Source organism: Oricola sp., assembly GCF_965230365.1.
Lineage (GTDB): Bacteria > Pseudomonadota > Alphaproteobacteria > Rhizobiales > Rhizobiaceae > Oricola.
Genome location: NZ_OZ246003.1, coordinates 3,512,340 through 3,536,999, shown reverse-complemented (window position 1 = coordinate 3,536,999; position 24,660 = coordinate 3,512,340). Strand labels below are relative to the sequence as shown.

21 protein-coding genes are annotated in these 24,660 nt (G+C 64.0%); 16 read left to right on the top strand and 5 right to left on the bottom strand.

Annotated elements, in window-relative coordinates; all coding sequences use genetic code 11:
• Positions 1–13: 13 nt before the first annotated feature.
• Genes ACO06R_RS17115 through blaOXA form a run of 3 tightly spaced genes read left to right on the top strand, consistent with a single transcriptional unit; the run spans position 14 to position 2,515 of the window.
• Entirely contained in the window at positions 14–949 is a 936-nt protein-coding gene (locus tag ACO06R_RS17115; protein WP_421859484.1) for a neutral zinc metallopeptidase, read from the top strand.
• 2 nt (positions 950–951) lie between these two features.
• Positions 952–1,638 carry a DUF2161 domain-containing phosphodiesterase gene (locus ACO06R_RS17110; protein ID WP_421852802.1) on the top strand — a complete coding sequence of 229 codons (687 nt, stop codon included), beginning with the start codon at positions 952–954 and terminating at the stop codon, positions 1,636–1,638.
• Positions 1,639–1,693: 55 nt separating this feature from the next.
• The gene (gene blaOXA / locus ACO06R_RS17105) at positions 1,694–2,515 is read left to right on the top strand and encodes a class D beta-lactamase (RefSeq protein ID WP_421852799.1); all 822 of its coding nucleotides are present in this window, start codon (positions 1,694–1,696) and stop codon (positions 2,513–2,515) included.
• A gap of 10 nt (positions 2,516–2,525) precedes the next feature.
• Here the strand turns inward: blaOXA and carA are convergent, their stop codons facing one another.
• Positions 2,526–3,737, bottom strand: coding sequence for a glutamine-hydrolyzing carbamoyl-phosphate synthase small subunit (gene carA, locus ACO06R_RS17100; RefSeq protein WP_421859482.1), 1,212 nt, complete (start codon positions 3,735–3,737; stop codon positions 2,526–2,528).
• Positions 3,738–4,034: 297 nt separating this feature from the next.
• Here carA and ACO06R_RS17095 point away from each other — a divergent pair, with 297 nt between their 5' ends.
• The gene (locus tag ACO06R_RS17095) at positions 4,035–4,487 is read left to right on the top strand and encodes a GatB/YqeY domain-containing protein (protein WP_421852796.1); all 453 of its coding nucleotides are present in this window, start codon (positions 4,035–4,037) and stop codon (positions 4,485–4,487) included.
• Positions 4,488–4,502: 15 nt separating this feature from the next.
• Here ACO06R_RS17095 and ACO06R_RS17090 read toward each other — a convergent pair whose 3' ends face one another.
• Positions 4,503–5,402 (bottom strand): hypothetical protein, encoded by a 900-nt coding sequence (locus tag ACO06R_RS17090; RefSeq protein ID WP_421852793.1) that lies wholly within the window; start codon positions 5,400–5,402, stop codon positions 4,503–4,505.
• Between ACO06R_RS17090 and ACO06R_RS17085 the strand changes: the two genes are divergently transcribed.
• Positions 5,401–5,616: a hypothetical protein gene (locus ACO06R_RS17085; RefSeq protein WP_421852790.1), complete on the top strand. Its 216-nt coding sequence runs from the start codon at positions 5,401–5,403 to the stop codon at positions 5,614–5,616. The genes ACO06R_RS17090 and ACO06R_RS17085 overlap by 2 nt on opposite strands.
• A 41-nt stretch (positions 5,617–5,657) precedes the next feature.
• Here the strand turns inward: ACO06R_RS17085 and ACO06R_RS17080 are convergent, their stop codons facing one another.
• Positions 5,658–7,127 (bottom strand): sensor domain-containing diguanylate cyclase, encoded by a 1,470-nt coding sequence (locus tag ACO06R_RS17080; RefSeq protein ID WP_421852787.1) that lies wholly within the window; start codon positions 7,125–7,127, stop codon positions 5,658–5,660.
• Positions 7,128–7,355: 228 nt separating this feature from the next.
• On the opposite strand from ACO06R_RS17080, the gene dnaG reads away from it, so the two are divergent.
• From dnaG to ACO06R_RS17055, 5 genes are all read left to right on the top strand, one after another.
• Positions 7,356–9,290 carry a DNA primase gene (dnaG, locus tag ACO06R_RS17075; protein WP_421852784.1) on the top strand — a complete coding sequence of 645 codons (1,935 nt, stop codon included), beginning with the start codon at positions 7,356–7,358 and terminating at the stop codon, positions 9,288–9,290.
• Positions 9,291–9,611: 321 nt separating this feature from the next.
• Complete coding sequence (rpoD, locus tag ACO06R_RS17070; protein WP_421852781.1) at positions 9,612–11,648, top strand: RNA polymerase sigma factor RpoD; 2,037 nt, start codon at positions 9,612–9,614, stop codon at positions 11,646–11,648.
• 9 nt (positions 11,649–11,657) lie between these two features.
• A complete protein-coding gene (locus ACO06R_RS17065; RefSeq protein ID WP_421852778.1) occupies positions 11,658–11,924 on the top strand; it encodes a DUF4160 domain-containing protein in 267 nt (88 codons plus the stop codon).
• Positions 11,921–12,193, top strand: a complete 273-nt coding sequence (locus ACO06R_RS17060; protein ID WP_421852775.1) for a DUF2442 domain-containing protein — start codon at positions 11,921–11,923, stop codon at positions 12,191–12,193. The genes ACO06R_RS17065 and ACO06R_RS17060 overlap by 4 nt, the downstream gene beginning before the upstream one ends.
• 182 nt (positions 12,194–12,375) lie before the next feature.
• On the top strand, positions 12,376–13,209 hold the full coding sequence (locus ACO06R_RS17055; protein ID WP_421852772.1) for a DUF930 domain-containing protein: 834 nt from the start codon (positions 12,376–12,378) through the stop codon (positions 13,207–13,209).
• A 21-nt stretch (positions 13,210–13,230) separates the two neighbouring features.
• Here ACO06R_RS17055 and ung read toward each other — a convergent pair whose 3' ends face one another.
• Positions 13,231–13,911, bottom strand: coding sequence for a uracil-DNA glycosylase (ung, locus tag ACO06R_RS17050; protein ID WP_421859479.1), 681 nt, complete (start codon positions 13,909–13,911; stop codon positions 13,231–13,233).
• Positions 13,912–14,071: 160 nt separating this feature from the next.
• Here ung and ACO06R_RS17045 point away from each other — a divergent pair, with 160 nt between their 5' ends.
• The 3 genes from ACO06R_RS17045 (at position 14,072) to ACO06R_RS17035 (ending at position 19,338) form a co-directional block, all read left to right on the top strand.
• Positions 14,072–17,179, top strand: a complete 3,108-nt coding sequence (locus ACO06R_RS17045; protein WP_421852769.1) for a P-loop NTPase fold protein — start codon at positions 14,072–14,074, stop codon at positions 17,177–17,179.
• Positions 17,131–17,346, top strand: a complete 216-nt coding sequence (locus tag ACO06R_RS17040) for a hypothetical protein (RefSeq protein ID WP_421852766.1) — start codon at positions 17,131–17,133, stop codon at positions 17,344–17,346. The genes ACO06R_RS17045 and ACO06R_RS17040 overlap by 49 nt, the downstream gene beginning before the upstream one ends.
• A 1,284-nt stretch (positions 17,347–18,630) precedes the next feature.
• On the top strand, positions 18,631–19,338 hold the full coding sequence (locus ACO06R_RS17035; protein ID WP_421852763.1) for a glutathione S-transferase N-terminal domain-containing protein: 708 nt from the start codon (positions 18,631–18,633) through the stop codon (positions 19,336–19,338).
• On the opposite strand, the gene ACO06R_RS17030 is transcribed toward ACO06R_RS17035, so the two are convergent.
• Positions 19,320–19,568, bottom strand: a complete 249-nt coding sequence (locus ACO06R_RS17030) for a GyrI-like domain-containing protein (protein ID WP_421852760.1) — start codon at positions 19,566–19,568, stop codon at positions 19,320–19,322. The two genes, ACO06R_RS17035 and ACO06R_RS17030, sit on opposite strands and share 19 nt — an antisense overlap.
• 351 nt (positions 19,569–19,919) lie before the next feature.
• On the opposite strand from ACO06R_RS17030, the gene ACO06R_RS17025 reads away from it, so the two are divergent.
• The 3 genes from ACO06R_RS17025 to smc all read left to right on the top strand — a co-directional run bounded on the left by ACO06R_RS17025 (position 19,920) and on the right by smc (position 24,646).
• A complete protein-coding gene (locus ACO06R_RS17025) occupies positions 19,920–20,342 on the top strand; it encodes a secondary thiamine-phosphate synthase enzyme YjbQ (protein WP_421852757.1) in 423 nt (140 codons plus the stop codon).
• Positions 20,343–20,465: 123 nt separating this feature from the next.
• The gene (locus ACO06R_RS17020; RefSeq protein ID WP_421852754.1) at positions 20,466–21,128 is read left to right on the top strand and encodes a DsbA family protein; all 663 of its coding nucleotides are present in this window, start codon (positions 20,466–20,468) and stop codon (positions 21,126–21,128) included.
• Between the two features lie 56 nt (positions 21,129–21,184).
• Complete coding sequence (gene smc / locus ACO06R_RS17015) at positions 21,185–24,646, top strand: chromosome segregation protein SMC (protein WP_421852751.1); 3,462 nt, start codon at positions 21,185–21,187, stop codon at positions 24,644–24,646.
• Positions 24,647–24,660: the final 14 nt, after the last annotated feature.

The following is a 24,660-nucleotide window of genomic DNA, read 5'->3' as shown; positions in this document are numbered from 1 at the left end:
CGGAGTATGCCGCATGCGTTGGGAAGGCCGCCGCCAGAGCACGAATATCCAGGACATGCGCGGCAGCCGCGTCCGGCGCGCGCCGGCGCGCCGTACCGCCGGCCGGCGGGTTCGCATTCCCTCGCGCGGCCGCGCCATGCGGACCGGCGGCGGCAGCGTTTCAGGCATCGTCGTCCTCGTGGTTCTGTTTTTTGCACTGCGTTTTCTCGGTGTCGATCCGCTGGCGGTTCTGGCGGGCGGGGGCGGTTCCGGCGCCTTTGGCGAGATGCTGCCGCAGAACGCGCCGCAGGCCCCTGCAGGCCCGGTGCGCAACGACCGCACGACGCAGTTCGTCGCCACCGTGCTGGCCGAAACCGAGGATGTCTGGGACGGTATCTTTACCGCCGGCAATGCGCGCTATCCGAAACCGACACTTGTCCTGTTCGAGAACCAGGTGCGCTCGGCTTGCGGATTTGCCAGCGCCGCCAGCGGCCCGTTCTACTGCCCCGCCGACAGCAAGGTTTACATCGATCTCGGCTTTTTCGACGAATTGGCGCGCCGTTTCCGCGCGTCGGGCGATTTCGCGCAGGCCTATGTGCTGGCGCACGAGGTTGGTCATCACGTCCAGAATGTCATCGGCATCCTGCCCGAGTTCAACCGGATGCGCCGTTCGATGAGCCCCGCCGAACGCAATGCCATGTCCGTGCGCGTCGAGTTGCAGGCCGACTGTTTCGCCGGCATCTGGGGTCATTTCACCGCGCAGAGGGGCTTGTTGGAAGAAGGCGATCTGGAGGAAGCGCTGAACGCCGCGACCCAGATCGGCGACGATGCCATCCAGCGCCGCACGCAGGGTTACATCGTGCCGGAAAGCTTCAGCCACGGCACATCCGCGCAACGGCGCGCCTGGTTCGCGCGCGGATTCGATTCCGGACGGCTGCAGGACTGCGACACGTTCAACGGACCGGTTTGAGGATGGCGCGTGCCAGCCGGGCCAAACCGCGCGAAACGGAACTGTATGCCCCCGTCAAGGCGCTGCTGGAAGGGCAGGGCTATGAGGTGAAGTCGGAGATCGGCGCAGCCGATGTCGTGGCCGTTCGCGGCGCGGAGCCGCCGGTCATTGTCGAGTTGAAAACCGGGTTTTCATTGTCGCTGTTTCATCAGGCTGTCGAGCGCCTGGCGATTACCGATGCGGTCTATGTCGCCGTGCCACGCGGAGCCGGACGGCCATTCCTGTCATCGCTGCGCGCCAACGCCAAACTCTGCGGCCGCCTCGGGCTTGGCCTGATCACCGTGCGGCTGGACGACGGATTTTGCGAAATCCATCTCGATCCGGGTCCCTATGCGCCGCGCAAGTCGAAGCAGCGGCAGGCGCGGCTGCTGCGCGAATTCGCCCGCCGGGTCGGCGATCCGAACGAGGGGGGCGCGACACGAACAGTCATCGTGACCGCCTACCGCCAGGACGCGATGCGGGTTGCGGCCTGGCTCGTCGAGAACGGACCGGCGAAGGCGTCGGACGTTGCGGCGGCGACCGGCGTGGATCGCGCCCGCGCCATCATGGCCGCCGATCACTATGGCTGGTTCGAGCGCGTCGAGCGTGGCATCTACCGGCTCAGCCCGAACGGCGAAAGCGCGGTGGAAGTAGATGTGGCCGCGCCTTGATTGTGCCGACGCGTCAGTCAATTGCTGTCGCGTTCGTTCCTTGGAGTTTCATGCAATGCCATTTCGATATCTGGCGCGCCGCCTCGCCCTGCTTTCGGTGGTCGTCTGCGGTTTTTCCGCAGAGGCTGTCGCGCGCGAAGCTTGCACTGTGGTGCTGCGCGCCGACGATGGCGCGGAGATCCATCGCTCCGGCCGCGACTGCGACACACGGTTCAGCCCGGCTTCGACCTTCAAGCCGGTGCTCGCCCTGATCGGTATCGAGGCCGGTATCCTGACTTCGCCCGACGCACCGGCTGTCGCCTACGATCCGGCCATCAACGCTCGGTTCGAGGGCTGGCGCCAGACCACGACGCCGCGCCGGTGGCTGAAGCGGTCCGTCCTTTGGTATTCGCAATGGTTGACCCGCCAATTGGGCATGCAGCGGTTCCAGGCCCATATCGACCGGCTCGACTACGGCAATCGCGACCTTTCGGGCGATCCGGGCAAGGATAACGGCCTCACCCATGCCTGGCTCGGTTCGTCGCTGAAGATCTCGCCGGTCGAGCAGGCCGTGTTCCTGCGTCGCTGGGTGAACCGCGAGCTGCCGCTCTCCGCAGCCACCTATGCGATGGCCGATGAGATGATCGAACATTTCGAAACCGATGATCCCGGTCTCGATGTCGTCGGCAAGACCGGCACGGCCTGGGCTGTCGACGCAAACGGCAACCGCCTGCGCACGCAGAACGGCTGGTTCGTCGGCTGGGCAGAAAAGGATGGAGTGCGCTACGTCTTTGCGCGTCTTGATGTCGAGAACAAGCCGCAGAAAGGCATCGCCAGCCGGCGCACCAGGGAGCGGCTGCTGGCCGATTTGCCGGGCATGCTCGCTGCCAGGAGATAGCGCCAAGAAATCACCGCTCGGCGAGCGTTTCCTCGCCGCGCCTTTCGCGGATCAGATTGATGAAGCGGCGGAAGAGATAATGGCTGTCCTGCGGTCCCGGCGAAGCCTCCGGGTGATGCTGGACGGAAAACACCGGCTTGCCATCGACCGCCAGGCCGCAGTTCGAACCGTCGAACAACGATACATGGGTTTCGGTGACGCCGTCGGGCAGCGACGCCGCTTCGACGGCGAAACCGTGGTTCATCGAAACGATTTCCACCTTGCCGGTCGTGTGGTCCTTGACCGGATGGTTGGCGCCGTGATGGCCCTGATGCATCTTGACGGTCTTTGCCCCCAGCGCCAGCGCCAGCATCTGGTGGCCGAGGCAAATGCCGAAAACCGGCAATCCGCTGTCGACCAGCGCCCTGATCGTCGGCACCGCATATGCGCCGGTTGCCGCCGGATCGCCCGGCCCGTTCGACAGGAAGATGCCGTCCGGCTCGTGCCCCAGCACCTCGTCGGCCGTCGCGGTCGCCGGCAGCACGGTGACGCGCGCACCAAGGCCCGAGAACAGCCGCAGGATGTTGCGTTTGACGCCGAAATCGAGCGCAACGATGTGGATCGCATCGCCGTCCGGCTGGTTTTCACCATAACCCGCGTCCCATTCCCACGGCGTTTGCCGCCAGGTCGAAGACTGGCCGGATGTGGCGTCCTTGGCGAGATCCGCGCCGACCAGCCCGCCCCAAGCCGCCGCGCGCGCCTTGAGCGTGTCGAGGTCGAAGGAACCGCCCGGGTCATGTGCGATAACGGCGTTCGGCATGCCGTGTTCGCGGATATGCGCGGTCAAGGCGCGCGTGTCGATCCCGCACAGCGCGACGATCCCGCGCGCCTTCAGCCATGCATCGAGGTGTTCTGCGGCCCGGTAGTTCGACGGGTCGGTGATGTCCGCCTTGAAGATCGCGCCGACCGCGCCGACGCGCCGTGCCGGCGCGAGGTCTTCAAGGTCTTCCTCGTTCGTGCCGATATTGCCGATATGCGGAAAGGTGAAGGTGACGATCTGCGCGGCATAGGACGGGTCGGTCAGGATTTCCTGATAGCCGGTGATTGCGGTGTTGAAGCACACTTCGGCCTCGACCGCGCCAGTCGCGCCATAGCCCTTGCCGCGCAGCACTGTGCCGTCGGCCAAAACGAGAACCGCGGTGGCAGGCTCGTTCGTCCAGCCGGGCGTGGCGGCGGTTTCCATTGCGTGTGAATGCTGCGTCATCGTCGATCTCGAAACGTTGAAGTGGATTGGTCTTGCCGGTGCGCGCCTGTAGCACCATATCAGGCGCCTGAAAACACCGCGCCACACAGCGTTTCGGCCGGCGACCGGAGACGATGAGTCGCCCGCCTCCCGTTCGTCATTTCCGTGACGACAGGATGGCGTTAAAGTGGCGCGTAATTGGAAAAGCAAAGAAAAACAAAGGTTTGGATGGCAGCGTTACGCTTGCGTCGTTTTCCGAACGGCGCTATTGTCCGCCTGCTACCGGGGAGTTGCAAGATGCGCGAAGCGATACAGGCTGCGCTCAAAGACGCTCAGAAATCTCAAGATTCCACCAGAGTTTCAACATTGCGCCTGATCAGTGCGGCCATCAAGGACCGTGATCTGGCCAACCGAAACGCGGGCAGGGATCCGGTCACCGATGGTGACATCCGCGAAATCCTGAAGACCATGATCAACCAGCGCCGTGCCTCGGCGGAAGATTATGAGCAGTCGGGCCGTCTCGAACTGGCCGAGCAGGAACGTCGGGAATCGTCAGTCATCTGCGAGTTTCTTCCCAAGCAGATGTGCAAGGAAGAAGTCGAAGAGGCTTGTGAGAAGGTGGTTCGCGACACCGGTGCCGAAGGGCTGCGCGATGTCGGCAAATGCATGTCGACGCTCAAGCAGCGCTTTCCCGGCCAGATGGACTTCACCAAGGCAAGCGGCGTCGTCAAGGACATCCTGCGGCAGTAGGCCAGCCCAAATCCGTCAATCGATCAGGGCGCGTTGACGCGCCTCGGCGCGCATGTCGTCGATCGCCATGTGCAGGCGGTCCGACAGCCAGCGCAGTTCCCAATCCCGTCCGTGCCGGCCGGTCAGCGAGAAGGCGAAGGTGGTGTGCGGTGCCGTGGCCGCCAGCTGTTCGATGTCCGCCATCGCCTTGCTGTCGAGCGTGCATTTGCCGCCGCGTCTGCAATCGGACTGATCGAGCACGCGTGCAGTCTCGCCACCGGCCTCGATGCGAATCCCGTCCTTCTTGAAGCGGATGCCGCGCTCGAATCCGAATTCCGCTGTCACCGCTCCTTCGCGCCCTTCCGGAACGATGAAGGAGAACGCCGCGCCGAACTGCGGATTGGGGCTGTAGACCTCGACGTAGCGCACGTAGCAGCGCTCCTCCAGCGTGTTTGCGGATACGCGTTCGTCGCACATGGAATCCCATAGTCCATACTGCTTGAAATGCGTGACTCTCCATTCGCCCGGAGTGTCGCGCCCGGTGCGATCCTGGGCCGCGGCAGATGCCACTGCGAGACAGGCGACGGCGGCAAAAGTGATGGCGCGGGCGGACATGTACGGCTCCTGGAATCGGTTCTGCGCGACAGTGCAGGCCGGCGCCCAGCGGGTCCAATCACGCCCGATCACCAATGCGGCATATCCAGAAACGGGACAGTATTCGGCCAGATTAAATGCAGTCGCAGACAGCGTGCCGGCACCCGTTAATTCTTTATTTTCCCCGATCAGGCAATTTGTACCGTAAAGAAGGTGGAGAACTGGCGAAAAAATGCGGTCGGTCGTAAACAAAACGTCCCGAGATAGAGTCCGGCAAGAGCAGGCTGCGGGTTCGCGTGTTTTCGTCAAGGTTCGCAATGGCCTGCGCGTCGACGGCGCCATGGCGGACAACCTCTCGATGAACGGCATGGACGCCCTGATGCATGACACGTCGGGCCATGCGGTCGGTAATCATGTCGAAGTGTTCAACGACAAACTGGGCTACGTCGCCGGCTATGTCCGCTCGGTCAGGACGCGTCGTATCGGCATCGAGTTCGATACCAATACCAACAACTACGCGAAGATCGCTGCGTTCTTCCGGAACTATCGGGGCTAGAGCCTGCCCGCGCGCAATGTCACGCGCTTGCCGGGTATGCGTCAGGTCCCGGTCGCTTCGAACCAGAACCGTTCCTCGCCATGTTCGTCGGCGATCATCGTGCGGTTTCGCCCGCCATCCTTGGCCGCATAGAGCGCCTCGTCGGCGCGTTTCATGAGCATTTCCAGATCGTTGCCGGGCGCCATCTGCGCGACACCGGCGGAAATCGTCACGCCGGGAAGAACCTCGCCCGAATGAACCAATTGCGTCTCGCCGAGCCGCGCGCGCAACCCCTCGATGATCCGCTCGGCCGATGCTGCGTCGGTGTGATTGCAGATCAGCGCGAATTCCTCGCCGCCGATGCGGCATGCGAACACGTCGTCGGCATTCAGGTCCGACATGCAGGCTGAGAAGACCTTCAGCACCGCATCGCCGGCGTCATGGCCTTGGGAGTCGTTGTATCTCTTGAAGTGGTCGATATCGATAATCGCCAGCGACAGCAGCCCGCCAGAGGCTTCGGCACGCCGAACTTCGCGGTTCGCCATGTCAAGGAACCAGCGGCGGTTCCACAACCCGGTCAGCGGGTCTTTGACCGAGCGGTCCTGAAGCTCGGTCTGCCAGCGCACATTGGCCGCCGCAAGGCTGATCTGTTCGGCGCAGATTTGCGCAACCTCCATCGCAGGTGCCAGGAGTTCGTTGAGCTCTTCGGAGCATTCGCGGTCGGCTTTCAGTTCGGGGAAATTTATGTGCATCAGGCCGATCGTGTCGCCATGCGCGATGATCGGCAGGCAGAAATATGGATGCTCTTCGGAGTCGACATGGCTGCATGCAAAGTCGATTTCGGATGTACCGAAGCTGTAGGCGCGCCCCCGGCGCAGGCCCCAGCACTCGTCGGCCTGCAGATGCGACCTGCACGAAGTCGCACCCCAGCACGCCGCCCGGTCAAGAACATCGCGGGAATTGGAGTAGATGAACAGCTGGCCCTGTGATTCCGGGAACAGTTGCGCCATCGAGCGCGCGACAACGGCTTTCAGTTCCTCAAGCGACTGTGCGGCAAACAACCACTCCGACATCTGCGACAGGATACGGCGTTCGCGTTTGCGTTCGCGTTCCTCGGCGAGCGTCTCTTCAAGCTTGCCGAAAAGCGCCTTGGAGTCTGTGACGTCACGTTCGATCGACATGAAGTGGGTCAGCCGGCCGTCATCGTCGAAAACCGGCGAAATCGTGATGTCGATCCAGTAGGCGGTTCCGTCCTTGCTGTAGTTGAGGATCTCGGTGCGAATGGTTTGCTTGGCCTTGATTGCCTTGCTGATCTTGGAAACGGTATTGGGATCGGTGTCCTTGCCCTGCAGCACTTCGCCCGGCGTCTTGCCGACGAGTTCCGAGATATCGTAGCCGCTCATGCGCCGGAAAGCTTCGTTAGCCCACAGCGTCAATCCCTTTGTGTCGGTAAACACCATCGAATCGGTTGCATGCTTGACGATCAGCTGGGCAAACTGGTCGATGTCGTCCTTCGGCAATGTCTTGGTCATCTCAAATTCCGTAAAAATATACCGTAGGGTAGCGTCGACTTACCTAACCGTTGGTTACTGTTAGTGTTGACGATTCGTTATGGCTAACAACGAGCTAACGGCCTGAGTGAAGTCCGGCCCGAGGCTGCGGCAAGTCGTCCTTCAGGTGTGGATAGTGTGAACGTACGAGGCGGTGGATGGCGCGTTACGGCCAGGGCGGCTATAGGGGCATAAGACCCGAGGCTGGCGATGCGCTTTTCCCAATCCTTTCTCGATGAAATCCGCGACCGCGTTCCGATCTCCGACGTGATCGGAAAACGTGTCTCGTGGGACAAGCGCAAAACGAACACGCAGCGCGGCGACTACTGGGCCTGTTGCCCGTTCCATGGCGAAAAGACGCCGAGCTTCCACTGCGAGGACCGCAAGGGCCGCTACCACTGCTTTGGCTGCGGGGTTTCCGGCGATCATTTCCGCTTCCTGACCGAGCTTGAGGGGATCACGTTTCCCGAGGCCGTGGAGCAATTGGCCGAGATCGCCGGCGTGCCGATGCCCGAGCGCGATCCGGAGGCCGAGAAGCGCGAGAAGCTCAAGTCGACGCTCTACGATGTGATGGAAATGGCGACGGCGTTTTTCGAGGCGCAGTTGCAGTTGTCCCAAGGCGCGAAGGCACGGTCCTATCTGCGTGACCGGGGCCTGTCTGGCGCAACCCAGGGCCGGTTTCGCCTCGGCTATGCACCTGAAAGCCGCAATGCGCTGAAAAGCCATCTGACCGAAAAGGGCGTACCGCCGGACCAGATCGAGGCATGCGGCCTTGTTGTATTCGGTGACGATATTGCCGTGTCTTACGACCGTTTCCGCGACCGGATCATGTTTCCGATCGAGGATGCGCGGGGCCGTATCATCGCCTTTGGCGGGCGGGCGTTGTCGCCCGACGTGCCGGCCAAATACCTGAACTCGCCGGAAACCGATCTCTTTCACAAGGGCCATGTGCTCTACAATCTGCGCCGTGCCCGCGAGGCTGTGCGCGAGGCGGGAACCGTGATCGCCGCCGAGGGATACATGGATGTGATCGCACTCGATCAGGCCGGCATCTCGAATGCGGTCGCGCCGCTGGGCACCGCCCTGACCGAGAACCAGCTGGACCTGCTCTGGCGCATGACGTCTGAGCCGGTGCTTTGCTTCGACGGCGACAAGGCCGGCCTGAGAGCGGCCTGGCGGTCTGTCGATCTGGCCTTGCCCGGCCTGAAGCCTGGCCGTTCGGTGCGTTATGCGATGTTGCCGGAGGGCAAGGATCCCGACGACCTGCTCCAGCAAGGCGGGCGCGAGGCGTTCGACGCGGTGATGAAGGGTGCCAAGCCGCTTGCCGACATGCTGTGGCTGCGCGAAACCGGCGGCGGAGTGTTCGATACCCCGGAACGGCGCGCCGAACTGGAGCGCAAGTTGCGCGACGCGACCGCGCTTGTCGGTGACGAGACCGTGCGCCGCCATTACGGCCAGGCGATGCGCGACCGCGTCAACGCCTATTTTGGAGCGCCTTCGGCCGGTGCCGGTGGGCGCGGCGGCCAGTCTGGCGGTTATGGCGACCGGTCCGGGCGCGGCCGGGGCAGGGGGGCGGCCGGCGGCCGGCTCGCCGTCTCCGAAAGCCTTACACGTTCGCGTCTGCTCAGCGCGGCAGGCGATGTGATGCCGTTGCGCGAGGCAGCGCTGCTCTCCGCGGTGGTCAGCCATCCCGACATGCTCGGCGAGCATTTCGACGATTTTGCAGCGCTCGATCTTGGCCACGGCGACCTCGAACGGGTGCGCAGCGCCGTGCTGGAAGCCTGCGCTTCGGCGCGCCCGCGCAGCCGCGACGCGTTGCTCGAGCATCCGGCGATGGCCGGCGAGGCCGACGCTGTTTCCAGGCTCGACGCGCTCATCCGCCGGGCGCGGCTTTGGACCGCGACACCGCAAGCCGCCTATGACGACGCTCTCGAGGGCTTTCGCCAAGCGTTGCATCTGCATCGCCGCGCCCGTGCGCTCAACCGCGAGCTCAAGGCCGCCGAAGCAGCATGCGCCAACGATGCCACGGATTTCAACTTTGGCCGGCTGGCCGATCTGCGCCGCGAAATCGCCTCCACCGAGACACTCGAGGCGCTGGTCGAGGGTTTCGGCGTCCAGTCGGGTCGCCCCACCCGCTCGTTCTGAACTGGTAAGGCACCTCTTACACGCTTGGCTTCTTCTGGAAAAAGTGCGCGCAAGGTGTTGACGCATCGGTGATTCGCGGGAATCAAGGGTGTTCCGGATTGCAATCCCTGAATTTGCCGGAAACTGCACGATTTCCCGCTTGGGCGCGCTTGGTTTGGCGCAAACCGCGCCTAAATAGAGTTAAGCGGCGATTAAGGAGCTTGGCTTAAGCCTGATGCCTGATATCGCATGGCCCGATACACACCGTTTCACCCATGAAGGTGAATTCGCAAATGGCGGAACGCCGGCCACAGGCCGGTTCCGGCCGGAGATGATTATCTGATGGCAACGAAGACAAAAGAAAAAACGGAAGCCGAGAGCGCGCCCGAGCAATCCGCCGACGGACCGCTTCTCGATCTGACCGCCGATAGCGTCAAGAAGCTGCTGCGCGTCGCCAAGAAGCGCGGCTACGTTACCATGGACGAACTCAATGCGGTGCTGCCGTCGGCGGAAGTGACCTCCGAGCAGATCGAAGACACGATGTCGGCGCTCTCCGAAATGGGCATCAATGTCGTCGAGGACGACGAGGTTGAGAGCGACAACGACAACGAAGCCGAGGAAAGCGCCTCCACCGAGGTCGCGACCACCTCCGGCAGCGCGGTCGCCACCACCGCCAAGAAGAAAGAGCCGACCGACCGCACCGACGATCCCGTGCGCATGTATCTGCGCGAGATGGGCACTGTCGAACTGCTGTCGCGCGAGGGCGAGATCGCCATTGCCAAGCGCATCGAGGCCGGCCGCGAGACGATGATCGCCGGCCTGTGCGAAAGCCCGCTGACCTTCCAGGCGATCATCATCTGGCGCGAGGAACTGAACGAAGCCAACATTCTTCTGCGCGACATCATCGATCTCGAGGCGACCTATGCCGGCCCGGAGGCCAAGCAGGCGCCCAAGGTGCCGACGCCCGAAGAGATCGAGCAGGCCAAGAAGGAGCGCGAGGAAAAGGAACGCGCGCTGCGTCAGCCGCGCCGCCGCGACGACGACATCACCAATGTCGGCGGGGAGGGGCAGCCCGAGGAAGAGGACGACGACGAGGACGAGGTCAATCTGTCGCTCGCCGCCATGGAGGCCGAACTGCGCCCCGGCGTCATGGAGACGCTGGACGCCATCGCCTCGACCTATGCCAAGCTGCGCAAGCTGCAGGACCAGCATGTCGAAAGCTCGCTGACCGACGGCTCGTCGGAAGCGCTGTCGCCGTCGCAGCAAAAGCGCCTCAAGCAGCTCAAGGACGAGCTGATCACCGAGGTCAAGTCGCTGTCGCTCAACAACCAGCGCATCGAATCGCTGGTCGAACAGCTCTACTCGATCAACAAGCGCCTGGTGCAAAACGAGGGCCGCCTGCTGCGCCTGGCCGAAAGCTATGGCGTGTCGCGCGACGAATTCCTGCGCGAATATCACGGCTCCGAGCTCGATCCGAACTGGACCGACCGTGTCGGCGGCCTGTCGGCGCGCGGCTGGCGCGAATTCGCCAAGGAAATGGCGGCCATCGACGAGTTGCGTTCGGAAATCCAGGAACTTTCGACGGAAACCGGCATCTCGGTCGCGGAATTCCGCAAGATCGTCAACCAGGTGCAGAAGGGCGAACGCGAGGCGCGCATCGCCAAGAAGGAGATGGTCGAGGCCAATCTGCGGCTCGTCATCTCGATCGCCAAGAAATACACCAATCGCGGGCTGCAGTTCCTCGACCTGATCCAGGAAGGCAATATCGGCCTGATGAAGGCGGTCGACAAGTTCGAGTATCGCCGCGGCTACAAGTTCTCCACCTATGCGACATGGTGGATCCGCCAGGCGATCACCCGCTCGATCGCCGACCAGGCGCGCACCATCCGCATCCCGGTCCACATGATCGAGACGATCAACAAGATCGTCCGCACCTCGCGCCAGATGCTGCACGAGATCGGCCGCGAGCCGACGCCGGAGGAACTTTCCGAAAAGCTCGCCATGCCGCTTGAGAAAGTCCGCAAGGTTCTGAAAATCGCCAAGGAGCCGATCTCGCTCGAAACGCCGGTCGGCGACGAGGAGGATTCGCATCTCGGCGATTTCATCGAGGACAAGAACGCCGTCCTGCCGATCGATGCGGCCATCCAGGCCAATCTGCGCGAGACGACGACCCGCGTGCTCGCCTCGCTGACGCCGCGCGAGGAACGCGTGCTGCGCATGCGCTTCGGCATCGGCATGAACACCGACCACACGCTCGAAGAAGTCGGCCAGCAGTTCTCGGTCACCCGCGAACGTATCCGCCAGATCGAGGCCAAGGCGCTCAGAAAGCTCAAGCATCCGAGCCGCTCGCGGAAGCTGCGGAGCTTCCTGGATAGTTAGGGAGAGGCGATGCCGACGATTTCGATATTCTTCGGCATTGTCATTCAGATGTACTGGCGCGATCACAATCCGCCGCATCTCCACGCATTCTATCAAGGTCGCGAAGCGCTGTTCGATATCGGAAGCGGCGCGGTCATTGGCGGCGGATTGCCGTCGAAAGCCGAGCGCATCGTGACCGACGGGATCGAGGCGCGGCGTCCTGCCTTGCTGGACAATTGGGAGCGTGGCAGACTGCACCAGCAACTCAATCAGGTGCCGGGAGCCGACGTCGAATGATCGATATCGTCAAGGTGACAGGTGTCGAACCACGCGAGGGTCATGCATTGTTCGTCCGGTTTTCGACCGGCGAGGAAGGCGAGGCTGACTTTTCCTGGGTGCTCGACGGCGTGGGCGCTATGGCAGCGCCGCTCGGCGATCCGGCCTATCTCGCGGGAGCTTTCCTCTCCAACGGCGTGTTGACCTGGCCGAATGGCTTCGATGTCGACTCCATCGCCCTTTACCGCGAAATGGCCGCGCAAGGCCGCCTGCGCCAAAGCGCGGCGTGATCTCTGCGCCATCGGACTGCGCGCCATCCAAAAATGCGACACCGGAATATCCGAGGACGATTGCGAGACATGACCGGGTGGTGGCGCAACTGACGGGAGCGGTGGCCCGCGCAATTCCGGACGCCTCTCGCTGACGCCGGTTTGATTTCATTCCGCGTAGAAGCGCGTGTAGGAATCGCGTTATGCGGCAGGCACTCGAACCGAAAAGACCGAGGCTTGGCTGGGGCGTTCTCGCCTCGGTCGCCGCGCACGCGCTCGTTTTCCTGCTCCTGATCTTCGGCCTGCCGCTGCCGGAATTCGCGCCGGACGAACCCGAAACCATTGTCGTCGAGATCGTACCGCCGCCGGAGCCTGAAGAGGTTGCCCAGGAAGAGGAGGCCGAGGAGCCAACGCAAGAGCAGGTCGAAGAAGAGCAGCTCGCAACGAGGCCCCGCCGCCGCCCGGCGAGGCCGAAGCCGAAGCGCCGGCGGTCGAGACGCCGCCGATCCCCGTGCTTGCGCCCGGTCTTCGAGTTCGGCGAGGAGAATGCCGGCCCGCGCGAGGCGGATGACGGTGCCGCGTCGGCGGAAGCCGAAACGCCCGCCGAGACCTTGCCGCCCGAGCCCGAGGAGCCGGAGGTGGGCGAAGCCGCGCTCCCCGCCGAACCGCCCGACGAACTGACCGAGGCGCGCAGGCTCTATTCGCAATTTGCGACGGGCAGCGCAGCCGCGCAGGTCGCCATTGCAGGCCTGCCGCGCGATATGCGCGCTGGCGAACTCTGCGCCACCGAACTGCGCGAACAACTGCGCCGCGCCACGCCGCCTTACCGGCCCGACCTGCTGCCGTCCTACCGGCTGCCGACCGGCACCGTGATGGAGGTGCGCAGGGGCGCGTTTCGCGCCGCCGGCCAGTGGTACGATTTGCGTTTCCGCTGCGCAATCGACGATGGCGCGACCCGTGTCGTCTCGTTTGCATTCGATGTCGGCGCGCCGGTGCCGCGCGACCAGTGGCGGAGCCGGGGCTTCCCGGGCTTCTGACCCGCGCCGCCGCGAAAAGGCTCACGCCGCCGCCGGCAGCCGCCAGTCGATCGGCTCCAGCCCCTGCGATTGCAGGAAATCATTGGCCCGCGAGAACGGCCGGGAGCCGAAGAAGCCGTTATTGGCCGAAAATGGCGAGGGATGCGGCGACTTGATCACGCAATGCCGCGCCGTGTCGACGAAGGCCGCCTTCTTCTGCGCATAGGCGCCCCACAATATGAACACCGCCGGCCGGTCGCGGTCGTTGACCAGCCTGATCACCGCGTCGGTGAACCGCTCCCAGCCCTTGCCCTGGTGCGAAGCGGCGCGGTGCGCCTCCACGGTCAGAACCGCGTTGAGCAGCAGCACGCCCTGTTGCGCCCAGTGTTCCAGATTGCCGTGGTCCGGCGGCTCGATGCCGAGATCGGCCTTCATTTCCTTGTAGATGTTGACCAGCGACGGAGGAATGCGCACGCCGGGCCGCACCGAAAAGCACAGGCCATGCGCCTGGCCGGGGCCGTGATAGGGGTCCTGGCCGATGATCACCGCGCGCACGGCATCGAGCGGCGTTGCATCGAGCGCGTGGAACCATTCGCCGCCCGGCGGGAAGATGCGCTTGCCGGCCTGTTTCTCGGTAAGAAGGAATTGTTTCAGCTCGGCCATGTAGGGCGCGTCGAATTCGCCTTGAAGCGGCGTCAACCAGCTTTCCTCGAGTTTGACCATCACGTTTCATCCCACGCGGCGGCCGGTGTTTCCAGTTCGCACGCCCGTCTTCCCCGGTTTTCACTGATCAAGCGGCATGGACGGCGCGACATGGACTGCGAAACCTTGCGCTTGCCCGCCCGCCCTTCCTTTGCGACAGTTTGGCCGGGAGGGCAGGCGCATGGCCACAGCCGTACCGGACATCAAGTCAAGAGAACAGTTTGCCGAATGGCTCGACGGCAAGGAGCCGGACTGGGCGCGCGCGATCGCGGCCCGTGCCGCGCTGCGCGTCTTTCCCCTGGTGTTCACGGTGCTGGACGTTCCGGACGAGGCCATTGTCCAACCGCTCAAGCAGGGCTTGATCCTCCAGACATTCCGGGCGACGGTCATATCATGGGCTGCCCGCAAATATCCGGCCAATATTAAGGCGTACGCCGCCGCCAGAGTCGCCACTACTGCCGCCGATGCCGCCGCCAGAGCCGCCTCCGACACCGGCAAAGCCGCCTTCGCCGCCAGAGTAGCTGCCAGAACCGCTTCCGCCGCCGCTACCGCCGCCGCCGCCGCCGACGACGACGCTGCCAGAGCCGCCACCGCCACCTCCGACGCCGCCACCGCCACCTCCGACGCCGCCACCGCCGCCGCCGCCATAGGGGACTCAATCTCCGGGGACTGCCACTGGCTGGAAGCCAATGATGGCGCGCTGATCGGCCAGCCGCTGTGGCTGAACACAATCAGCGAAGACCCGAACCTGCCCAACATGCCGGACTGGGCACGCCAGCCGCTTGATCGCTTCGTCTCTGGCGAGCTCGGCAAGTCGCCCTTCGGCCTGATCGCCGACTGGTACCGCGCCATCCTGCCGAATGAACCAGATGCCGCGCCCCGCAGCCTGTGGGCCGAGCGCATCGATGTCGAAATCGCCCTGCAGCCGGACGGTTTCTGGACCGTCACCGACGAACGGTCGGCAATGGCGGTGATGGAGGATGTCGAACGGATCACGAGGGGAGAGGCGCCGGTCTATTGGGCGGAAGAAGAGCCACCGACCGCGGAAACGCCGCAGCAGATGGCCAAAGACGTCGCCGACAAACTGGCGACGACCTCGGAAGTGCTGGAGGACGGCATTCGCCAACTCGACGAGAAGGCGGCCGAGGCGCGGGCGAAGGGTGAAGCCGCGGAGAATGGCGACGCCGGGGAGGGCGGCGGGACCGGAGAGGACGGCGAAGCCAAATCCGATGACGACAAACGCGATGACGACAACCCGCCATCGCCACCGCCAAACCCGCCGTCGCCACCACCGCCGCCGAACAACCGCGACACCGAGGCCGATTTCCTGTCCGATCATCCCGACGCGATGGTCGACTATCTCGGCCGCGCGCCGATTGCCCATCAATTGGCCGGCCGCATCAACCAGATATGGGATTCGCAGAATCCGGACACCGAACCGGCGCATGGCCGTTTCTTCCTGTCGCGACTTTGGACCGGGCGCGCCGCGCGGCGCTGGGACAGCACGCTGGAAACCGGTTTCGTTGTCCATCTCGATGCCCCCTGGGGCGGCGGCAAGACCAATTTCGCCGGTTACATCACCCGCATCCTCAATCCCTGGCGCGATCCCGCCCCGGTCCCGGCCTGGCTGAACGATTTGAAGCTCGGCGAGGACAAGTCCTGGGTCGACAATTACCGGCGGCCCTGGCTGGTCGTGCATTTCAACGCCTGGAAGCACGAACATGTCGATCCGCCCTGGTGGGTGTTCGCCGAGACCATCCGCACGCAATGCATGGAGGCGCTGGTCCACGAAACCAACCAGCGCGTGTCGGGCGAGACCGACAGCGCGGGTAATCCGGTCGAACTGGTCGAACCGCATGAGGATCATGCCTATCCGACTGCCGGCCAGCGCATCGAGCGCGCCGTGTCCGGCTTTGTCGGCGAGCGCTGGTGGCGCTTCTGGACGCCCGCCGCCGTCCAGAATGTGGCGATTGCGGCAGCCGCCATCCTCGTTGCTGTGCTAATCATCTGGTCGGGCCTGTTCTCGGTCAAGAACGGCAAGCTCGTCTTCGCCAGCCCCGCCAGTGTGACCAGGGCCGAGCCGGCAAAGACGCCCCCGGCGCTCTCCGGCGAGCTGGAGTTTCTCGGCACGAAACTCGCCGTGTCGGCCAGCGGACCCAATATCAACGCCGCGAAACCGGAGCCCGCCGCTTCGGACGGGTCCGGTACGGCTGGCCTGCTCGGCTTCATCGCTTTTCTGCTCACCGCGGCCGGCGCGGTCTGGAAATCCGTCTCGGCGGTCACCGCCAGCCTGCTGCCCGGTACGCCGGATGCGGCGAAGAACTATTCCATGGGCTCCGGCGATCCGCTGGAGCGGTTCCGCAAGCATTTCGCGCGCACCATCAGGCGCTTCCGGCGTCCGGTCGTCGTGGTGGTCGACGATCTCGACCGCTGTGACCATGATTATGTCGTCGCCCTGATCCGGGGCATGCAGACCGTCATGGTGTCGCCGCGCATCGTCTATTTGCTGCTCGGCGACCGCGACTGGATCGAAAAGGCTTTCGCGGAGGCGCACAAGGCCATGGCAGCCATCGATGTCGGGCCGGAACACTCGTTTGGCGGGCGTTTCGTGGAAAAGGCGATCCAGATGTCCTTCGTGCTGCCGGAGATGGACCTCAAGCGGCGCGGCGATTTCACCCGTGCGATCCTGAAGAGCAGGGAGGGAGCCGCCGCTAAACCGCTGGAAGGCGCGGCCGAAACCGTGCTGCGCAACCTGCAGGCCCGCGCCGCACTGGATGCCGGCACCGCCGATATCGAGGAAATCCTCGGCACCGGCAACTTCGCCGAACGCGAGGCCAAGGCCGAGACCCTGATCGAGCAGGTCGCAAATTCCGATGCCGGCGAGACTGAGAAAGTGGCCTTTGCAACCGACTTGACCGCCCGTCTTGTCAAGGTGGCGGCAACCGACAAGTCGGTGGAGAAGGAGACCGGCCACATGCTTGTCGGCCTGGCGCCGCTGCTGCCGGCCAATCCGCGCCAGATCAAGCGCATCATCAACGCGATCACCATCCTGCAGCAGGTCGCGCGCCTGCGGGTGGACGATTTTCGCCCGCGCGCCGGCAATCCGAAATGGCAGCAGCTGGCCCGCTGGACCGTGCTGATGACCGAATGGCCGCAGAGCTGGTACACGCTGACCAAGCATCCGCGCGTGCTGGATGGCTGGCCGATCCGGAAAAACCGGCGGCGAGCGACGATGAGAAGATGTTTGCGGCCCATGCGGCGATCATCCGCGACAATCCGTGGGCCATGAAGCTCGTCCTCATGCAATTCCCGGCGGGCGAATCGCGGCCGAAGGGCTGGATGCCGGAGGCCATCGACACCGAAGCCGTCAAATGGCTGGCGCAGATCATGCCGGCCACCAGCGGTTCGCTGCTCGATCTGCCAAAGCCCGACAAGAAGGAAGAGGGCGAGGGGTGACGTGCGCCAATCTCTCTCCCCGCAAGGGAGCAGCTAGGCCCTGCCTTTGGACAGATTCCGCCGCCAATACCGGAGATCCGGCTTTTCCCGAAAAACGTATCCACCGCCCCCAAACCCTCCCTTACAATCACTCCCGCCTTCTCACGGAAGTCTGGGTGCACACCGGCTCACAGGGAGAGGGACGGTGCCCGGTTGGTGACACAGAGGTGTGTTGCTGGGTGATGAACCCCCAAGCCGGGGCGGCATGAAGCGGCGGCTGATCTCCCCCCGTGCGGGGGAGAAAGCGATTTCAGCGACTTAGCCGCAGGCTAAGTGCTAGAAATCGCAAGAGAGGGGCAAATGAGCTGGAGGTGCAGAACACTGCGCACGCATCCGGTGACGCAAGCCCCTCTCTGGCAAAAACCAAGGACTTGGCTTCCCCAAGCCCAGGTTTTTGCTTTCTCCCCCGCAAGGGGGGAGATAGGCAACCGCACCCGTTGCACAAGTTTTTAACGCAATTTGGCGTTTCTCCAACGAATTCAATCGCATAGTCCACGCGCGCCGCAAAACTTGTGCAACGCATCGAAGCCTCTCTTATGATTGTCCCGCCTTCTTTTGGAAGCCGGGTCTAGAACCGACCACCCGGAAGAGGGACGGTGCCTGCTGGGGTGAGGAGTGCTCGCCCGCAGGTCGGCCAATCGGCAGCGATCTGCCGATCGGAACGACGAACGCCCGGATCGAAAGTGAAGGGCCTGTGGCGGTGTCAGGTCACTCACCTGGGTGATGAACCCCCACGGCAGGGCGGCATGAAGCGGCGCGCGCAGTCTTGTTTTCCCGGACAGAGTTCCGGGCCGCCGACCGAAGCTGCAAGACCACCGAGCGGGCGGTCCGAGGATCGCTATACTCAAAAGACGTTGCGATGCTTTGACCGCCCGTCTTCCAACTTTTCAGCAATCCGGTCTTGAGAAATGGGGCGCGGTGTTGGTGACGCGCGCCCATATCTCCCCCTTGCGGGGGAGAAAGTGATATCCCGGGCTTAGCCTGCTAAGTCCTTGGAAATCACCAGAGAGGGGCTCGCGATGGTCAACAGGAGCGACCGGCTTTCCGGCATGGACGCTTTTGCCCCTCACTTGCAAAAACCAAGGACTTGGCTTCACCAAGCCCAGGTTTTTGCTTTCTCTCCCGCGAGGGGAGAGACAGGCCCTTCCTGCGCCTTCCCCAATTCGCGGTTTGGCGCTAGGCAAGGCGATACTCCCGGTCCTGCCGCTGCAACTCGGTCTCATGCAAATGTCGCAACCAACAGAAATGAAACAGAAAAACGGAGCGCTCCCCGTCTTCTATTCGTTCCGGCGCTGTCCCTATGCGATCCGGGCGCGGCTTGCGGTGCAGGTGTCCGGCCTTGCCGTCGAACTGCGCGAGATCGTGCTGCGCGACAAGCCGCAGGCCTTTCTCGACACCTCGCCCAGCGCCACCGTCCCCGCGATGCGGCTGGCCGATGGCAGCGTCCTCGACGAGAGCCTCGATATCATGTTGCATGTGCTTGCGACCGCCGATCCGCAGGGCTGGCTGACGCCGGAGACCGGCGGCCTGGACGACATGCTCGCCCTGATCGGCGCGGCGGATGCCGGTTTCAAGCGCGATCTCGACCGCGCCAAATACCCCAACCGCTATCCCGGCGCCGATCCGGACGCGGCATGGCGGTCGGGCTTTGCCTTTCTGGAGGGTCTGTCGCGGCAAATCGTGGAGAGCGGCGGGCATCTGTTCGGCGCGCGGCCGGCGCTCGCCGACATGGCGCTGCTGCCCTTCGTGCGCCAGTTCGCCTTCATCGACAAGCCGCGCTTCGATGCCGAAGCCGCAAAAAGCGCTGCGCCGCTGGCGCGCTGGCTGGAGGCGTTTCTGGCGTCGGCGGAGTTTGCCGCCGTCATGCCGAAATTCGCCGTGTGGCAGCCGGGCGAGGCGGGCATCGCCTTCCCGCAAGCACCCGTGTCGCCGCCTCAGGACACCGCGACATAGACCTCCGTGCGCAGTTCCTTTTCCGGCGTTGTGTCGGGATCGTCGACATAGACCTCCCAGGTCGGCACCGCCAGCCGCAGCCCTTCCATGCGCACCCATCCCATCATCTTGTGATAGCTTTCCGAAAGCCGCTTGTAGGGACCGACATGGGTATAGTGGACGACCTTGCCGGCCGGCGTCCGGTCGGCGCGCACACTACCGGCCGCTTTTGTGGCATCGTCCGGCGACACGAAGAATCCGGCGCGAAATGCAATGGTTTCGGATCGTGGCTGTAATAGACCATCAGCGGATCGCCTTCCGCCTCAAGGCCGTTGTCGTTCATGAAGTTGTGCACGTCGGCAAATGCCCGGCCCATGGTCGCGTCGATCACGGCGGGGTTCATCGCGCATTTGTGCTCGGCATAGAGGTATGGCCGCTCGGCCACGTCGACAAGCTTGTACTCTGGCATGCACGCGCCCTTCCTTGTCGGTCAAAGAAAAAGCGTTGCATGAAAGTCCTGTTCTGTCGTTGACGGTTGTCACCGAATTTGAAAGATCTTCAGTAATTCTCGCACCGCTAAACTGCTGCAAAGGAAGTGCTGGATGCCGCAACGCACGATCACCATGGATACGGCGGGGCAGGGGCTCTACGAATTCACCGACCAGGCAGCCGCTTTTGCCGGCGAGACCGTGACAGGCGACGCGCTGATGACCGTGTTCGTGCGCCATACCTCGTGCTCCCTGGTCATCCAGGAAAACGCCGACCCGGATGTGCGCCGCGACCTGCGGGCCTTCTTCCGCCGGCTGGTGCCGCCGTCCAACGATCCTGCGATGGGCTGGGTGACGCATACGCTGGAGGGGCCGGACGACATGCCGGCCCATATCAAGGCCGCGCTGACCCAGACCTCGATTTCCATTCCCGTATCGCGCGGAAGGCTGGCGCTTGGCACCTGGCAAGGGCTTTACCTGTTCGAGCATCGCGACAGCCCGCATCGCCGCCAGATCGTGCTGCATGTCTCGCCATGACACGCGATTTGTGTCGGGTGTTCACGCGAAGGTGAAGTTCATCGCCCGTTCAGGTCACAAGGACCATGGTCCTGTCACGTTCGATGACGTATATCCCGCTGAACGCTATTCAAACTGGATGCAATGGAAATGACACACACCCTTCTGACCCGCCGCGCCGCGCTCGCCTCCACCGCCATTGCCGCTGCCACGGTGACACTGCCACTGCCGGCCCTTGCCCAGGCGCCGTCGCCGGCCGGTTCGGTCGACATGGGCAGGCTGCTCGCCGAAGGTCCGCTCGAAGAACAGGTCAAGGGCGCCGCCGATGCGCCGATCACCGTGGTCGAATACGCATCCATGACCTGCGGCCATTGCGCCAACTTTCACACCGACACCTGGCCGACGATCAAGCGCGACTATGTCGACACCGGCAAGGTGCGTTTTATCATCCGCGAGTTCCCGTTCGATCCGCGCGCCCGCGCCGCTTTCATGCTGGCCCGCTGCGCGCCCGGCGGAAAATATTTCGAGATGGTCGATGTGCTGTTCAAGCAGCAGGGATCGTGGGCGCGCGTCCCGGACGCACGCCCGCCGTTGCAGAACCTCGCCAAACTGGCGGGTTTTACACAAGAGAGCTTCGAAGCCTGCTTGACCAACCAGAAGCTTCTGGATGACATCAACGCCGTACAGGAGCGCGGTGCGGCAGAGTTTGGCGTCACAGCCACCCCGACGTTCTTCATCAATGGGAAGAAGTATTCCGGGGCCCTGACGGTTGAACAGATGTCGGCCATTTTCGAGACGTTGCTGTAAGGCGACCGCCTTGACGGCGCGCATGTGCGCGCCGGCTCCGGTGTTTGGGTGCGGCGATGCGGTTTGAGAAGCTGCGCCTGCTCGGCTTCAAATCGTTCGTGGAGCCGACCGAATTCATCATCGAGGGCGGTCTGACCGGCGTGGTCGGGCCGAATGGCTGCGGCAAGTCCAACCTTGTCGAGGCGCTGCGCTGGGTGATGGGGGAATCCTCCTACAAGAACATGCGCGCGTCCGGCATGGACGACGTCATCTTTTCGGGCTCCGGCACGCGCCCGTCGCGCAACACGGCGGAAGTTTCGCTGTTCCTCGACAACACCGACCGCTCAGCGCCGGCCTCCTTCAATGATGACGACAAATTGCAGGTCACCCGTCGCATCGAGCGCGAGGCGGGTTCGGCCTACAAGATCAACAGCAAGGACGCCCGTGCCAAGGACGTGCAGTTGCTGTTTGCCGATCAATCGACCGGCGCGCGTTCACCGTCCATGGTCGGTCAGGGCCGCATTGGCGAACTGATCCAGGCCAAGCCCCAGGCCCGCCGGGCCCTGCTGGAAGAAGCGGCCGGCATCTCCGGTTTGCATTCGCGCCGCCATGACGCCGAACTGCGCCTGCGCGGCGCGGAAACCAATCTTGAGCGGCTTGAGGACGTGGTCGCGGAATTGCAGGGCCAGATCGAGAGCCTGAAGCGCCAGGCGCGTCAGGCCAACCGGTTCAAGAACCTGTCGCGCGATATTCGCCAGGCCGAGGCGACAGTGCTGCATTTGCGCTGGTCGCTCGCCAAGGCGCAGGAGGGCGAGGCGCAGTCGGCGTTGGCCAAGGCGACGGCAGTGGTCGGCGAGCGGGCGCAGTTGCAGATGGAGGCAGCCAAGCTGCAGGCCGTCGCGCAGCACAAGCTGCCGGAACTGCGCGAGGCCGAAGCCGCGGCCGCCGCCGCCCTGCAGCGTCTGACCATCGCGCTCAACCAGCTCGACGAGGACGCCCGCCGCCAGAAGGCTCGCCACGAGGAACTGGAAGGCCGCATCGCGCAGCTCACAGCCGACATTGCGCGTGAGGAAGCGATGAAGGCGGAGAACGCCGAGGCGATCGCCCGCATCGAGACCGAACAGGCTGAACTGACGGAGGAGGAAGCCAGCACCGGCGAGCGCGAGGCGGAGCTCAAACGCCTTTTCGAAGCTGCCGAAACCGCCTTGCAGGCAAGCGAGACGGCGCTCTCGCAACTGACCGCCGAGCGCGCGGAGGCCGGCGCATTACGCACCCAACTGGAGCGCCGCATACGCGAAACGCGCGAGCGTGCCGAGCGCCTCACCGCGCAGGAAAAGCGTCTTGCCGACGAACGTACCGAAATCGAGGAACGAATCCGGTCGCTTGCCGATCCCGCCGAAAAGCGCTCGCTGCTTGACGATGCAGAGAAGGCCGTGTCCGCCGCAGAAGAAAAGGTGGCCGAAGCCGAGCAGAAGCTGGTCGGAAAACGTGCCGAGGAAACTGCCGCCCAACCCGGTCTTGTCGAGGCGCGGGAATTGTCGAACCGTCTGGAGGCTGAAGCCCAGACGCTGTCGAAAATGTTGAACAGCGCTGGTGGCGATCTGTTCCCGGCAGTCGTCGACAAGATACGGGTCTCGAAAGGATACGAAACGGCGCTCGGCGCTGCGCTTGGCGATGATCTCGACCTGCCGCTCGATCCGAGCGCGCCGGCCTACTGGGCCGCAACCGGCGGATCGGAAGGCGACCCGGCGCTGCCGGCTGGCGCCACGGCGCTGACTGAACACGTCAAGGCGCCGGACGCGCTTTCGCGCCGCCTGCGGCAGATCGGTGTTGTGCCCGATGAGCAGACCGGCGCGGAAATGCAGGCGGCGCTGTTGCCGGGGCAACGCCTGGTGACGCGCGACGGTGCGCTGTGGCGCTGGGACGGCTACACCGCGCGCGCCGATGCACCGACACCGGCCGCTCAGCGTTTGGCGCAGAAGAACCGCCTGTTGGAGCTTGACGCCGAAATCGTCGAGGCGACCAAGGCGGTGCGAGCCTGTGAAACGATCGTGAACGAGGCCAAAGCCGCGACGGAAGCAGCCGTACAAGCCGAACGCGCCACGCGCGATGGCCTGAAAGACGCCCAGGCGCAGGCTCGTACCGCGCGCGAGGCACTGGCGGCGGCGGAACGGGCCACCGGTGAATTGTCGAAGCGCAAGGCGGTGCTCGACGAGAGCCTCGAACGCGCCACGTCCGATCTTGCGGAAACAAGCGGCGTTCTCGCCGAGGCCGAAACGGCGCTCGCGGCCGAGCCCGATCTGTCGTCGCTGGACGATGCGGCGGACAAGCAGGGCGCCGTCGTTGTCACAGAACGCGCGGCGCTGACCGAGGCGCGCGCCAATCACCAGTCGCTGCTGCGCGAGCGCGAAGTCCGGCAGCGCCGTCTTGCGGCATTGAAGGGCGAACGCGAAAACTGGATTGCGCGCGCAAAAAACGCCGAAAGTCAAATAGCAGTGCTCGCCGAACGCCAGCAGCAGGCGACGCAGGAACTGGCCGCGCAGGACGAGACGCCGGACGAGATGCCGACACGCCGCCGCCAGTTGGTGCGTGACATCGAAACCGCCGAACAGGCGCGCAAGGAAGCCGGTGACAAGCTGGCACTCGCCGAAACTGCGTCCCGCGAGACGGACAAGGCCGCGACCGATGCGATCACCGCACTGTCGGGCGCGCGCGAGGAACGGGTGCGCGCTGAAGAGCGCCTGACCGCGGCGACTGAACGGCGCAGTGAGATCGAGGCGCGGATCCGCGAACTGCTCAATTGCCCGCCGCATGCGGCATTCGAGCAGACTGGCCTCGCGGCCGACGACCCATTGCCCGATGTTGCAGCAATCGAGCGCAGGCTTGAGAAGCTGAAGATCGAACGCGAGCGGCTTGGGGCCGTGAACCTGCGGGCCGAGGAAGAGCAAACCGAACTGATCGAGCGGCTGGAATCGCTGGTCACGGAGCGCGACGATGTCGTCGAGGCGATCCGCGAGTTGCGTTCCGCGATCGCCAGCCTCAACCGCGAAGGACGCGAACGCCTGCTGGCAGCCTTCGACGTGGTCAACGCGCATTTCAAGCGGTTGTTCACGCATCTGTTCGGCGGCGGCACGGCCGATCTGCAACTGATCGAGAGCGACGATCCGTTGGAAGCGGGTCTCGAGATCCTCGCGCGACCGCCCGGCAAGAAGCCGCAGACCATGACGCTGCTTTCAGGCGGCGAGCAGGCGCTGACCGCGATGGCGCTGATCTTTGCCGTGTTCCTGACCAACCCGGCTCCGATCTGTGTTCTCGATGAAGTTGACGCGCCGCTCGATGACCACAATGTCGAGCGTTTCTGCAATCTGATGGACGAGATGGCCAAGGAAACCGAAACGCGGTTCGTCATCATCACCCACAATCCGATCACGATGGCGCGCATGGACCGGTTGTTCGGCGTGACCATGGCCGAACAGGGTGTGTCCCAACTGGTCTCCGTCGATCTCCGCCAAGCAGAAGAGTTGCGCGAAGCCAGTTGATCATTTGCCCTGTA